Source organism: Halorubrum sp. Atlit-8R (assembly GCF_003666025.1).
Lineage (GTDB): Archaea > Halobacteriota > Halobacteria > Halobacteriales > Haloferacaceae > Halorubrum > Halorubrum salinarum.
The window spans coordinates 300,420-314,348 of sequence record NZ_QPLV01000004.1; the positions used below are offsets into that span (position 1 = coordinate 300,420).

The 13,929-nt window shown below is 70.1% G+C and carries 10 protein-coding genes; 6 read left to right on the forward strand and 4 right to left on the reverse strand.

Annotation, left to right across the window (positions count from 1 at the left end):
- Positions 1-190 precede the first annotated feature (190 nt).
- Positions 191-679 (forward strand): cupin domain-containing protein, encoded by a 489-nt coding sequence (locus DVK05_RS12445; RefSeq protein WP_121563702.1) that lies wholly within the window; start codon positions 191-193, stop codon positions 677-679.
- A gap of 47 nt (positions 680-726) precedes the next feature.
- Here DVK05_RS12445 and DVK05_RS12450 read toward each other — a convergent pair whose 3' ends face one another.
- Both DVK05_RS12450 and DVK05_RS12455 read right to left on the reverse strand, forming a co-directional pair.
- Entirely contained in the window at positions 727-1,419 is a 693-nt protein-coding gene (locus tag DVK05_RS12450; RefSeq protein WP_121563704.1) for a hypothetical protein, read from the reverse strand.
- A 328-nt stretch (positions 1,420-1,747) separates the two neighbouring features.
- Positions 1,748-2,422 (reverse strand): hypothetical protein, encoded by a 675-nt coding sequence (locus DVK05_RS12455; protein ID WP_121563706.1) that lies wholly within the window; start codon positions 2,420-2,422, stop codon positions 1,748-1,750.
- A gap of 255 nt (positions 2,423-2,677) precedes the next feature.
- Between DVK05_RS12455 and DVK05_RS12460 the strand changes: the two genes are divergently transcribed.
- From DVK05_RS12460 to DVK05_RS12480, 5 genes are read left to right on the forward strand one after another with little or no spacing between them, the layout of a single operon-like run.
- Entirely contained in the window at positions 2,678-3,418 is a 741-nt protein-coding gene (locus tag DVK05_RS12460) for a DUF1028 domain-containing protein (protein ID WP_394338860.1), read from the forward strand.
- A 27-nt stretch (positions 3,419-3,445) separates the two neighbouring features.
- Positions 3,446-5,104, forward strand: coding sequence for an ABC transporter substrate-binding protein (locus DVK05_RS12465; protein ID WP_233559383.1), 1,659 nt, complete (start codon positions 3,446-3,448; stop codon positions 5,102-5,104).
- A complete protein-coding gene (locus DVK05_RS12470) occupies positions 5,101-6,078 on the forward strand; it encodes an ABC transporter permease (RefSeq protein WP_121563708.1) in 978 nt (325 codons plus the stop codon). Before DVK05_RS12465 ends, DVK05_RS12470 begins: the two co-directional genes overlap by 4 nt.
- Positions 6,078-6,992 carry an ABC transporter permease gene (locus DVK05_RS12475; RefSeq protein ID WP_121563710.1) on the forward strand — a complete coding sequence of 305 codons (915 nt, stop codon included), beginning with the start codon at positions 6,078-6,080 and terminating at the stop codon, positions 6,990-6,992. The genes DVK05_RS12470 and DVK05_RS12475 overlap by 1 nt, the downstream gene beginning before the upstream one ends.
- Positions 6,982-9,129, forward strand: coding sequence for an ABC transporter ATP-binding protein (locus tag DVK05_RS12480; protein WP_121563712.1), 2,148 nt, complete (start codon positions 6,982-6,984; stop codon positions 9,127-9,129). Before DVK05_RS12475 ends, DVK05_RS12480 begins: the two co-directional genes overlap by 11 nt.
- A 30-nt stretch (positions 9,130-9,159) precedes the next feature.
- Here the strand turns inward: DVK05_RS12480 and DVK05_RS12485 are convergent, their stop codons facing one another.
- Together DVK05_RS12485 and DVK05_RS12490 are read right to left on the reverse strand one after the other, a co-directional pair.
- Positions 9,160-11,190: a type II secretion system F family protein gene (locus DVK05_RS12485; protein WP_121563714.1), complete on the reverse strand. Its 2,031-nt coding sequence runs from the start codon at positions 11,188-11,190 to the stop codon at positions 9,160-9,162.
- Positions 11,187-13,574: a type II/IV secretion system ATPase subunit gene (locus tag DVK05_RS12490; protein WP_121563716.1), complete on the reverse strand. Its 2,388-nt coding sequence runs from the start codon at positions 13,572-13,574 to the stop codon at positions 11,187-11,189. Before DVK05_RS12490 ends, DVK05_RS12485 begins: the two co-directional genes overlap by 4 nt.
- Positions 13,575-13,929 lie beyond the last annotated feature (355 nt).

Below are 13,929 nucleotides of genomic sequence, written 5' to 3' on the forward strand. Positions count from 1 at the left end.
ACTTCCTCTATCCTCCGAACGATCGCGAGTGTCTCGCGTCATTCGTGCCCATGCGGACGACACACACACGTATAAAATGCCGGGTCGCGTCAGGTTTGACCGAGCGATCGTCACCGCGAGGCGCGGTTCGCCGACGGATCCTCGGCGCGGCCGCCGACAGCGTTAGGGGCGTCCCTCGCGACCGGCTCGCATGGAGCGAGTCGCGGTCGACGACGTCGACGTCGTCACGAACCCCATGGGCGTTCACGACATCCGAAAGCCGGTCTCGCGCGCGCTCGGGACCGACCACGTCGCGATGAACTACTTCGAACTCGCGCCCGGCGACGCCTTCTCCGGCGGCCTCCACACGCACGACGACCAGGAGGAGGTGTTCTACGTCCGCTCGGGCACCGCGACGTTCGAGGTCGGCCGCGACCGCGAGCGCGTGACGGTCGGGCCCGACGAGGCGATCCGCTTCGCCCCGGGCGAGTTCCAGTCCGGGTTCGTGCCCGAGGACGCCGACGAGGAGGTGGTCGCCTGGGCGATCGGCGCGCCGGGCGCGCGCCACGACTGGGACCAGATACGGTCCGTGGTGGAGTGTCGCGAGTGCGGCGGCGAGCGCGTCCACGACACGGAGCTCACCGACGAGGCGCGGTTCCGGTTCACCTGTACCGACTGCGGCACCTCCTTTTCGCCCTGAGCGCGGCGGACGGTTGGCCGAAGCGGTCGCGGCTTCGCCGCGCCACCTCACCCCAGCAGCGACCGCAGGCTCCGTCGCCGCGTGCCGCACTCGGCGGCGTAGTCGCAGGCGTCGCAGCGGTCGTCGTCGACGCGCGGCGGCGGGCCGTCGATCGACCGCGCCGCGCGGAGGGCCGTGCGATACGCGGCCTTCTTCCGGGTCGTCAGTCGCACCTCGCGGACGACCCCGACCGCGGGGTACTCGACCAGCGCGCGGTCGACCTCGCGTTCCCGCTCCCACGCCAGCGCCTTCGCGAGCCCGACCGCGCGGACCGCCTGCGGCTCCCAGACGCCGTTCTCCGGCGGTTCCCCCGACGAGACGAGAGTCGGGATCGCGGTCGCGGAGTCCGCGCCGTCCGGATCGCTCCCCTCCTCGCCAGGCTCCAACACCTTGTGAACGGTACCGTGACAGTCCTTCCCCGAGAGGAACCCGCGCTCGGTCGCGGGGTCAACGAGGCACTCGTACTCGTCGCGCTCGCGCAGTCGACGCAGGTTCCGGCGGTACGCGCTCGGTGATCGATGAAGCGGGAGTTGCCGGAGCGTTCGGTCGGGCGCGTCGGCCAACTCCTCGTAGCGGAACGCGAGGCCGATGCGCTCGCGCGCCTTCGGGGGCACGCTGCGCTCGTCGTCGCGCCGCACGTAGTAGAGCTGTCGGGGGCAGTACGCCGCGCGCGCCAGGTCGCTGAACGGGACGAGGGTCACGCGGCGTCTCGTCGCGTTATCGCTTATAAATGAACGACGGCGCGTGCCTGCGAGCGACCGGAGCGAAGCGGAGGTCGCGAGGCAGCACGCGCGAGGGACGCGGTGAGTGAGGGGCGACCGCAGGGAGCCCCGAACGGACCGCGAGGCTGGGGAGGCGTGAGGTGCGGTTGTTGGGCGGGACTCAAAGGGGCAGCCGCGAGGACGAAGCACGGCGACGCAAGGACCGCAAGGAGGGAGCGCCAGCGACTGACTGAGGACCGCAGCGAGCCGCGCGAGTCCTCGCGGCTGGGGCTTTGGCGTTGTTCGCCGCCACTCCGCCGCGAACTCCTTATAAAGACACGTCCGTCTCGATGTCTTCGGTCGCCTCGCGCAGGCCGTCCTCGCGGGCGTCGCTCGCGAGCGACCCCTGGATGTCGGCGTCGGTGAGCAGGTCGCGGAACGCGTCGCGGAAGCGGTCGTTCGCCCGCGTGGAGGCGATGTCGGTGCGCGCGACCGCGGCGTACCGGGCGACCGTGTCCGGCTGTGCGTCCAGCTCCTCGGCGCACTCGACGATCGAGTTCCCGGCGGCGGTGAGCCGCTTCAGGTCGGCGTACGCGAACGGCGGCTCGTCGCCCTCGCCCGCGTCGACCTCGCGGTCCGACTCGCGCACGAGGTGGAGGTCGAAGCGGGCCTTCCGGACGGTCTCGGCGTCCACGTCCGCGGGGTCGACCTCGGAGTCGCCCTCGCCGTCCGTCAGTTCGTCGCGCAGGGCCACGGCGATCGACTCGTCGCCCTCGTCCGCGAACCGGCCGCGGGCGACGAGCGCGTAGGCGGCGTCGCCGAGCGGCGTCGAGAAGCCGTACCGCTCGCGCATCGCGGCGACGAGATTGCGGACCGCGTCGCCGACCGCCTCGTCGTCGCGGTCGACGAGGGTCCCCCGCTCCGCCTCCTGCCGCTCGGTGACCGTCTCCGAGCCGGTTGCCTCGACGAACAGGTCGCGGAGTTCGGCGGTCTTCTCGTCCATGGGAGTCTTCCTACGCGGGCGCGGCAGAAAAGGGTCGTGTTGCGGTCACACGACTGCATCGAGCGGGGCGCTCGCAACTCGCTGACTCCCCAGTTTGAAATCTCGTATTTGAAAATAAATCTCTCAGAACCACTGAAAGCATATTATTTGCCGAGGAAAGTACTCTTCCACGTACATAAGCGGGCGTTTTCTCTTTAACAATAAGATTTATTTTATATCTTGTTATGTACTACCATGGCTGTGACTGGCAATACAATGAGTGACACGGGCCGTTCCGATACCGGTCCCGACCACACTTCGCCCGCGGAGCGATTCGCTCCCGGAACATTCTCGATAGCGGCACAGGATCCTGAAACCGGAGCGTTCGGCGTCGCAGTCAGTACGGCGCTCGTGGGCGTCGGCGCCTTGTGTCCGTTCGTGAGTGAGAACGCGGCGGTCGCGACCCAATCGTACGTAAACGTATCACACGGACGAAACGCGGTCGAACTCGCCGACAGGGGCGTCTCCGTATCGACCGCCTGCGAGGCGCTTCTCGCAGACGATCCTCACGACACGTACCGTCAACTCCACGGCGTGACGGCGGAGGATTCCTTCCGATACACCGGTGCGGACTGCGTCGACTGGGCCGGCGACTCCGCCGGAGACGACTACACGGTTGCCGGCAACATGCTCGATGGCGCGGACGTCATCGACGCGGTGAGCCGCGGCTACGCGGACGCGGACGGCGGGTTCGCGGACCGGCTCATTGCCGCGCTGGAAGCGGGGCAGGCGGCCGGCGGCGACAAACGCGGGAAGATCAGCGCAGCGCTGCTCATCGCGGCTCCGGAGCCGAAGCTGTACCACAACCTCCGGGTCGACAACAGCGATGAGCCGATTTCAGAACTTCGCGAGGCGTACGACCTCGCCGTAGAAACGGAGGAGGAACTCCCGGCTGTCGCCGAGGATCAGCTCGGTGAGTACCCCGACGCAATCGTCGACTTTGGATTGAAACGTTAACGAACTACTTGCTACGCACACGCAACAATGCGCGACACCTCTGAAGACACGACCGAGAGTATCGACAGGCGACGGTTCCTCGTTGCCACGGGAATGGCAGGCGTTGGCACGACGCTTGCGGGCTGTACCTCCGGTGGCGACGGCTCCGACGGCTCGAACGGGGGAGACGGCGGTGGCTCCGACGACGGACCGATTGGTCCGACCGGCGAGCCGGAAGAGGGCGGCACGCTCATATGGGGCCACAGCGAGGTCACCCAGGAACTCGACATCCACATCGCACAGACGGCCGCCTCGTCGCGGTTTCTGAACAACGTCCACGAGACGCTGGTCGGGCTAACGAGCGAACTGGAGATCTCCTCCGATCCCGACATCACGCGTCCGGGCCTCGCATCCGACTGGTCGATTAACGACGACCGGACCGAGTACACGTTCACCCTCCGCGACGGCGTGACGTTCCACGACGGGTCAGAGCTGACCAGCAGCGATGTTCAGTACACGATCGAGCGGATCACGGACCCGGACGTCGGAGCGCGGTACAGCGGCGTGTTCACGTCGGTCGAGTCGGTCGAGACGCCCGACGACTCGACGGTCGTTCTCCAGATGAGCGAGCGGTACAATCCCCTCCTCCGACAGTTGGCGTTCTCCGGCACGGCGATCATCCCGGAGGGTTCTGGTCCGGACCAGGCATCGAACCCAGTCGGCACCGGCCCCTTCGTGTTCGAGTCCCGCCAGCAGGGGAACCGGGCCGAGCTGTCGGCGTTCGACGATTACTGGGGCGAAGGCCCGTACGTCGACGCGCTCGAAGAGCGGACGATGACCGACCCCGACACCCGGCTCACGGGGCTCACCGACGGGGATCTCGACTACATCAACGACATCCCGCTCGACGACATGACCGACTACGTGGACGGGGCCAACGACAACGTTCAGACGTCCACGTGGCGGCCGCTGGCGTTCAACCACATGTATCTCCACAACGACCGCCCGCCGTTCGACAGCGTGAACTGGCGCCGGGCGATCGACTTCGCGATCGACAAACAAGAGCTGGTGGAGGGCGCCCTCTTCGGTCAGGGATCGACGCTCGCGACCCCGAGCTTCCCGAATAGCCCGTACCGGAACGAGGAGCTCGAACCGCGGCCACAGGACATCGAGCAGGCCCGGGCGCTCATCGAGGAATCGGAGTACGGGATGAACGAGTTCGCGCCGCTGGAGTTCAAGGTGACGACGAACTACCCGTGGCACATCACCGCCGCGACGATCATGGAGCAGTCGTTCTCCGAGCTCGGCCTCGAGGTCGAGATCCAGGAGCTTCAGTGGGGCGACTGGCTCACACAGGTCACCGCGAACATGGACTACCGGATGGCGATGGTCAACTGGTTCGGGGGTTGGGAGCCCGCACAGATGTACCGCGGCCTGTTCCACTCGGAGGGGTCGTTCAACTCCTTCGCGTACGCCAGCGACGACTTCGACGCCGCCATCGAGAACGCGGAGAGCGCCCCGTCGGAGGAGGAAGAGGTGGAGTACTACCGCGAGGCCCAACGCGTCCTCCACGAGGAGGTGCCGTCGCCGATGCTGTGGTTCCGTGACGGCGCGATGGGGGCGACACCTTCCGTCGGTGGCCTCGATACGGTGTTAGCGCCAAACAACACCGAGGTGAACTTCAGCGAGTCGTGGCTTGACGAATGAGATCGGCCATCGACGCGGGGTTCGTCCGGTACGCGGCTCGGCGGGTCGGGCTCCTGATCGTCTCGCTTCTAGGCGTGTCGATCGTCACCTTCGGCATCGTCAACGTGCTCCCCGGCGATGTCGCACTCCTGATCTTGGGCAACCGGGCGAGTCCGGAGCGGCTCGATGCGCTCCGGCAGACCCTCGGACTGAACCGTCCGATCTGGGTGCGATACCTCGACTGGCTCGCCGGAGTCCTGACGGGCGACATGGGGGACTCCCTCCGCTTCGGCGACCCGGTCGCCAAGCTGATCGTTCAGCGCCTGCCGGCGAGCGCGTTCCTCGCGGGCGCTGCCGTCGTCATCGCGGTCACGGTGGCGATCCCACTCGGCGTGATCGCCGGCCGCGCCCGAAACACGTGGAAGGACTTCACGACGAGCGTCGTCGCGTTCACCGGGATCAGCCTCCCGGACTTCTTTTGGGGACTGGTGTTGATCCTGGTCTTCGCGGAGTTCTTCGCGATCTTACCACCATCGGGATACGTGAACCCGGCGGTCGACCCGATCGCCGGCGTGAAGCACGTGCTATTGCCGGCGCTCTCGCTCGGCTTCGCGCTCATGGCGCACCTCACCCGGATGACGCGTTCGTCGCTTATCGAGGAGCTCAAGTCGGGGTACGTCAAGCTCGCGCAGTCGAAGGGGATTCCAGACCGCGACATCGTCTACCGCCACGCGCTCCGGAACGCGTTCCTTCCCGTGTTAACCGTGATCGGGCTCCAGATCGGCTTCCTGTTCAGCGGGATCGTCATCATCGAGCAGGTGTTTGCGTATCCCGGACTGGGGCGACTCGCGTTCCAAGCGCTGTTGAACCGCGACACCACGCTCATCCAAGGGTCGGTGTTGACGATCGCGACGGTGTTCATGCTCAGTAACCTCGTGGTCGACCTCCTGTACGCGGTCTTAGATCCGCGCGTCCAGGCCGGGGGTGGCGCCTGATGGCGACCCAGAACGCCGACGGGACGCGGTGGTTAAACGACGCTCGCCGCCGCAAGATCGGCGAGCTGTTCGACCGGTACCGGTCGAATTCGAAAGCTATCGCCGGGACGGTGCTCATCGGCCTGTTGCTCGCGGTCGGTCTGCTCGGCCCGCTGTTCGTCTCACTAGAGCAAGCCAACGCCCTCAACGTCGCGAACCGGTTCCAGCCGCCGAGCCTCGCACACCCGATGGGGACCGACCACCTGGGTCGAGACATCCTCCTCCGAATCGTTCTCGGCGCCCGAATCAGCCTGTACATCGGCGGGCTGAGCGTCGGCATCGCCACCGCGGCCGGCGTTCCGCTGGGCGCGGCCGCGGGGTACGTCGGCGGGAACATCGACGACGCGATCATGCGCTCGATGGACGTTCTGATGAGCTTCCCGCCGATCCTGCTGGCGCTCACGGTCGTCGCCGTCCTCGGCCCATCGCTGACGAACGCGATGATCGCGATCGGGATCACGTACATCCCCTACTTCGCCCGGGTCACCCGCAGCGAGGTGGTCTCGGTCGTCGAGGAGGACTTCGTCGAGGCCGCACAGGCGCTCGGCGAGCGGGACAGCCGCGTCCTGTTCCGGGAAGTCCTGCCGAACGCCGCCGCGCCGATCATCGTTCAGGCGTCCATCAGCCTGGCGTTCGCCATCCTCGCGGCCGCCGGGCTCTCGTTCCTGGGACTCGGCGCACAGCCGCCGCAGCCGTCGTGGGGGCTAATGATCAGGCAGTCCAAACAGTACCTCACGCAGGCCCCGTGGATGGCTATCTTCCCGGGGCTTGGGATCGCCGTGACCGTCCTCGGGTTCAACCTCCTCGGCGACGGCATCCGCGATGTCCTCGACCCGACCGTGAGCACGGAGCTCGGAGCCGACCATGACGAGTGAGCACACAGCATCCCCACGGCAGGCGTCGACGCCGATGGCGTCGGCTGGCAGCACAGAGACGCGTGACAGGGTCTTGACCGTCGACGGCCTCTCGACGGTGTTCCGCACCGACGAGGGCGTCGTCAACGCCGTCGACGGCGTCGACTTCCATCTCGATCGGGGAGAGATCCTCGGGCTCGTCGGCGAGAGCGGCGCGGGCAAGAGCGCGACCGCTCGTTCCGTGCTCCGCCTCATCGACGACCCGGGCGAGATCGTCGACGGGAGCGTCGAGTTCGAGGGTACGGATGTCCTCTCGCTCTCTCCCGAGCGCCTCCGCAAGTTCCGCGCGGAAAACACCGGGATGGTGTTTCAGGACCCCACCTCGACGCTGAACCCCACGATGACGGTTGGGAGACAGGTCGCGGAGGCGGTCGAAGCGGCGCGCGACCTCTCGCGGAGCGCCGCGCGGCAGGAGGCGGTCGACCTCCTCGACCGTGTCGGGATCCCCGACGCGGAGACGCGCGCCGACGACTATCCGCACGAGTTTTCGGGTGGACAGAAACAGCGCGTCGTCGTCGCGATCGCGATCGCGTCCGAGCCGGACCTCCTCGTCGCGGACGAACCGACGACGGCGCTCGACGTGACGATCCAAGCCCAGATCCTCGAACTGCTCGACGACCTCCGCGAGGACCTGGGGATGTCGATCCTCTTCATCACCCACGACCTCGGCGTTGTTCGCGAGATCTGCGACCGCGTCGCAGTGATGTACGCCGGGAGCATCGTCGAGTCCGGACCGGCGGAGGTGCTGTTCACCGACCCGCGTCACCCGTACACGAAGGGGTTGCTCGCGAGCATCACGAGCGTCGACGAGGCCGTCGACCCCGACGACCGCGACCGGCTCGACGTGATCGAGGGGCAGATGCCGGATCTCACCGGTTCCACGGCCGGGTGTAAGTACGCGGACCGGTGCCCGGGCGCGACCGAGGAGTGTCGCGAGGCACACCCCGATCTGGAGCCGGTCCCGAACGAGACGGGGCGCTCCGTCGCCTGCTACCGTCACGAGCAGGTCGAAGAGATGGAGTACGACTACGACCACGAGTCGCGGTCGCTCTCTTGGCAGACGGATCGCATCGACGACCGGAGCGACGGCGAGCCCGGTCCGGTGCTCGAAGCGGAGAACCTCACGAAGCACTTCGACACCGGCAGCCTGCTCGGTCGCCTCCTCGGCGATCCGGAGCCGGTGCGGGCCGTCGACGGCATCGACATCGAGATCGAGGCCGGCTCGACGCTGGGACTGGTCGGCGAGTCCGGCTGCGGCAAGTCGACGGCCGCCCGGACGCTGCTCCGCCTCATCGAGCCGACCGACGGATCGGTGACGTACCGCGAGAGCGACGTCACGACCGCAGGTTCCGACGAGCTCCGATCGCTGCGCCGCGACCTCCAGATCGTTTTCCAGGATCCGCAGTCGAGTCTGAACCCGCGTCGAACCGTCCGGCAGATCGTCCGCCGACCGATGGACCTCCACGACATCGACGACCAGACTGAGCGGCCCGAGCGCGTGGCCGAGCTCATCGACGCGGTCGGCCTCGACGAGTCGCACCTAGAGCGGTATCCGCACGAGTTGTCTGGCGGGCAGCAGCAGCGCGTGGGCATCGCACGCGCCCTCGCGGTGAATCCCGAGGTGCTCATCCTCGACGAGCCGGTCAGCGGGCTCGACGTCTCCGTTCAGGCGCAGATCCTGAACCTGCTGGCCGACCTCCAGGAGGAGCTGGGTCTGGTGTACCTGCTCATCAGCCACGACCTCTCCGTCGTCGAGTACGTCTGCGACCGCGTCGCGGTGATGTACCTCGGCGAAATCGTCGAACACGGCCGCACCGCGGACGTGTTCGAGCCGCCGTATCACCCGTACACCGAGTCGTTGCTGTCCGCGATCCCCGGGTTGGAGGACGGCGACGACCGGATCATCCTCGAGGGGAACGTGCCGGACCCGTCGGACGTGCCGTCCGGCTGCCGGTTCCACCCGCGCTGTCCGCGAAAGATCGGAGAGGTCTGCGAGCGCGAGGAGCCGACCGACCACGAGGTCGACGGCGAGACGATCGGCTGTCACCTTATGCGCGAGGAGTACGCCGACGAGGTCAACTGGGACTCTGTCGACTGAGCCGTCTGTCCAACGGGTCCCAGTCTCTCTTTACACTAGCCCCCCCACCGTGAACACCACGTAACAGCACGCCACCAGCGCGCCCGAGTGGAGCAGCGCGGCGTACCGCCCCCGCGCCGCGGTCCCGGCGAACCAGCCGGACGCGAGCACGGTCGCCTGCGTGACGACGTACAGCCGGAAGCGCTCTAACTCCGGATACACCCCCTCCGGCTCCGTCACCGCCTCCGAGGCGGCGGCGATCTCCGCTAAGCGCGCGGCGTCGACCACCTGCGTGTTGACGACCGCGACGACGCCGGCGACGAGGACCGCCGCGGCCCACCCCACCGCGATGTACGGCTGCATCGCCGAGCGGAGCGCGCGCTGCTCGCTGTACAGCCGCCCGACCTCGATCCGAAGCGTCTCGAACACCGCGTCGGCGTCGCTGCCGGCGTCGAGCGCGCCCGTGACGAGCCCGAGCGTCCGCGCCGCGAGCGGGGTGTCGACGCGGTCGACGAACCGCTCGATCGCGGCCGCCCGAACGTCGACCCCGCCCGCCCCGGTGCCGGCGCTCGCTCGGGTCGCCCCGTCGGGGGCGGTCGTCGAGCGCAGCGCGAACGCGAGGTCGGCCACGTCGTCGTCGAGGACGCCGAGGTCGGCGTCGCGCGCGACCGCCGCGACCGCGGCTTCGAGCGGGCGCCCCTGCGCGACGTGGCCCGAGACGGCGTGGACGAAGTCGGCCAGCTCGCGGTCCTTCGCGTCGTCGATCCGGGTGCGGCGCGCGGCGACGAGTCCCACCGGCACCGCGAATGCGGCGTACCCGACGAGGACGACGTTGACGAGCGTGTAGCCCGCGACCGCGAGCCAGATCGCGAGCGCGACCGCCGGCCCCGCGGCGACGACCGCCGTGCTCGCGGGGTTGCGGCCGGCGGTTGCGACGACCGCCCGCGGGTCCGCGGGCGCCTCGTAGCTCGCGCGCTGGCTCGGCGGGCGGAGCGTGCCGACCGCGACCGCGGCCGCGAGGCCGAACGCGACGAGGAACGCGACCGCGCCGTACAGCACCACCGCCCGCGTCGGCACGACGCCGACGGGCGTGGAGACGGGCGGGAGCAGCTCGGGGATCACCACCGACAGCGCGGTCGCGCCGATGACGAGGAGCGCCGGCAACACCAGCACGGCGACGAACAGCTCCGTGAGGAGTTCGAGGAACCGCCGGGCCCGCTTCCGGGCGCGGTCCTGCCGGTGCGACAGCATCCGGCGCTCGGTGGCGAGGAACTCGGAGAGCGCCTCGTCCCCGGTCGCGGCGTGCTTCCGGAACTTCAGCAGGAACGGCGCGAGCAGCTCCCGCGAGGGCGTGTCCCGCGCCACGCGGCGGAGCCCCTCGTCGAGGCTGCCCGCGAGCCGGGCGGCGTTGAGCGCCTTCCGCAGCGAGGTCGCGGTGGCGCCGTACGCCTCGCCATCGGCCGCCTTCCGGAGCATCGCCCGCGGCGCGTCGCTCCCGGACGAGAGCAGTTCGAGGTACCGCACCGCCCCCGGGAGCGTGCGCTCGATGTCCGTCCGCCGCGTCGCGACCGCCCACCGGAGGCCGAGCCCGGCCGCCGCCACCGTCGCGCGCTTCGCGCAGAGCGCGACCGCGACCGCGACGAGCAGCGCGGCGTGGTCCGTCCGGAGCGGCCCCACTGAGTCCGGCGTGGGCGCGGGAACGGCCGTCGACCCCGCCGAGAGCAGCGCAGCGCCGAACCGCGCCTCGACCGCGGCCGCGACCGCGGGCGCCGCGCCCGCCGCGACGACCAGGGCTGGGAAGAAGGCGGCGGCCGCGACGACCCACGAGCAGCCGTACGCCCGCGCGAGGTACGTCTCGAAGCCGGTCCCGAGCGCGGTCCCGCGGTACCGCTTCCGGTCGGCGTCGTGCCGGCGGTCGCTCGCGTGGCGCGCGAACAGCGCGTAGCAGACGCGGTCGACGACCGCCAGGCGGCCGCCCGCCGCGAGCGCGTCGGCGGCGTCCCCCTCGTCCGCGACCGCTTCGACGGCACCCGCCCCGTCCGCGCCCTCCTCGACCGTCGCGGTCGCGCGTCGCCGGCTCACGGTCGCCCCCGCTCGGCCGAGCCGTCGCGGTCCCCGTCGCCGTCCCGATCCATCGTCCGCGCGGCGCGCTCGACGGTCGCCGCCTCGTCGGTGCGCAGGTCGGCGAGGAACTCGAACAGCTCTTCGGGGTCGTCGACGCCGTCGCGCACGAGGTACTCCACGTACCGGCGCTTCGACGCGAACTCGGTGGCGACCGCCTCGCGGTCGCGGTCGGTCCGGGTCGCGATCCGGTCGAAGACGCGGAACCGCGGGCCGCCGCGGCCGTCGCCCGTCCCGCCGCCCGCCCCGGTCGCGCCCGCGCTCGACCCCTCCGCGTCGCCGCCCGGCGCGCCGGGGAACCGGAACGCGCCGTCGCCGTCGCGCCACGCGACCGTGTTGTAGCGGACGGACTCGCCGCCGGCCTCGACGACGCCCGCGCCGCCCCGCTTCGGGTCGCCGCTCGGGCTCCGGGTCGCCGCCGGGTCGAGGTCGTCGTACGCGGCCTCCGAGAGCGGTTCGATCGCCCGGGAGACGTACCGCTCGCCGTCGACCTGGCGGGGGAAGACGACGAGGTCGACCTCGCGGAGCAGGCGGGCGGGCAGGTCCCGCTCGCGCAGGCGGTTGGCGAGCGCCGCGACGTCCTCCGCGTGCGTCGTGCCGACCACGCCGTGGCCGGTGTTCAGGCTCTCGGCGAAGGTCTCGAAGCTCTCCGGGGTGTTGATCTCGGCGATCACCTCCACGTCGGGGTTCAGGTAGTTCGCCTCGGTCATCAGCTCCGCCATCCCCACCGACTTGTAGGCGTCCTCGTGGTCGCGGGTGGTGAGCGAGACGCCGGTCTCGTGGGGTAAGCGGACCTCGCGTGACCCCTCGTCCACGGAGACCGGGCGGGCGTCGAAGGGGATGAACGGCGCGTGGGCGTTGAGCAGCGTCGTCTTGCCGACGCCGGTCGGGCCCGCAAAGAGGACGACGCCGCGGTGCTCGTACAGCAGCCACAGAAGCGTCACCAGGTCGACCGACAGCGCGTCGCGCTCGATCAGGTCGACGGGGGTGAGCGCGTCCGCGCGCTGCTTCCGGATCGAGACGTGCGGCCCGCCCTCGGAGATGACCGGCAGCGCGACCGCACACCGGATCGTCTGCGGCACCCCGTCGAGTTCGAGGTTCACCTTCGCGGAGGGCGTCGAGGCGTTGAGCTCCGTGCCGTCGCGGGCGGCGATCCCCGTGACCACGTCGACGAACGTCGACTCGTCCTCGAACGCGAGGTTCGTCGGGACGCGGGCGCCGGCCTCGGCGCCGCCGTCCCCGGGCCCCGTCCCTTCGTCGGCCGCCCCCGAGAGGACGGGCGCGCGGGGGACGACCTTCACGCGCTCGCCGACGCGGTTCGCCTCCACGTCCTCCAGGTTGGGGTCGCGGATCGGTATCGTCAGGATTCCCTCGCCGACGAAGTCGCGGAGGACGTAGTACGCGAGGTCGTCGAGCCGGTCGCGGGCGTACCGCGAGTCGACCGGCGGCGCGGCGAGCCCCCGGTCCGCGAGCGCCGCCCGCGCCCGGTGGACCGCGGCGTCGAGCCACGCGCGGGTGTTGCGCGCCGTGAGCCGGCGCGAGAGGAACCGCCGGGCGCGGGCGGCGACGAACGACTCGCGGTCCTCGATCACGTCGCTCACGGTCGTCTCCCAGATCCGCGACTTGCACTCCTCGATGAGCGCCTCGTCGCCAGGGAGCAGGTCCGGCTCCAGCACGGCGTACTTCGTCTCGAACGCGTCGGAGCCGAGCAGCCGCTCGCGGTAGACGACCACCTCGACCGAGAGCCCGGCGAACTCGACGGCGTACTGCGCGAGCCGCTCGGCGGCCACCCGCTCGACGTAGTCGGCGTCGGCGTCGATACCGGTCTCCAGCGGCGCGAACGTCTCGGTGTGGACGACCAGTTCGCGGTCGTCGCCCACGTCCGCGACCTCGATCCGGTCGTCCAAGGCGACCGGGGTGAGCTCGCCGAGCAGCCGGAACTCCCGCAGCGCGTGGTAGTCGATCCGGCGCCGCGCGGCCGCGGTCGCGTCGATCAGCCGGTCGATCGCCGTCGCGTACTTCGGCTCGAACCCACGCTCGGCGCGCTCGACGACCCCGACCCGCGTGAGCGGGCGGCGATGGCCCACCGCGGAGAAGCGGTCGCGGACGCGGTCGAGCGCGCGCTCGTCGGCCGGCGACAGCGGCGGTTCGCGGACGTCGTAGCCGAACCGGCCGCCGTCGCGCTCGCGGACGGTCGCGACCACGCCGGGCGCCGCCTCGTACTGCGCCCGCACGTCCGGCGCGTACCACGCCTCCGGGTCGTCCGGCGGCACCGGTGCGGGAACCGCGCCGCCCGGATCGTCGTCGGGCTCGTCGACGATCCGGAGGGTCGCGCCGTCGCTCACCGCGCCGTCCCCCGCGTTCTCCGACCCGCCGCCGTCGCCGCTCGCCGCCGTGCGGCCGATCGCGTCGCGCTCGCCGCGTCCGTCGTGTCTGTCGCGTCCGTCCCGCGCGTTCCGGTTGTCGCGTGCGTCGAGCGCGGCGTCGTTCCCGAGCCGCCGCGCGCCGCGGTCCCGAGCTCCCGCGTCATCGTTCGATCCGCGGGTGACCGACCGCTCCGTTTAACCGTTTCTTTCTGTCACAGAGTATTCATTTACGGCTTCGGAAACGTTCGAATGCCGATCCGTATTTCGCCGGCGTCGCGGCCGCTGTGGCGACCTCCGCGACGTTGACGATCGTTCATCACTATCGTGACGTGTG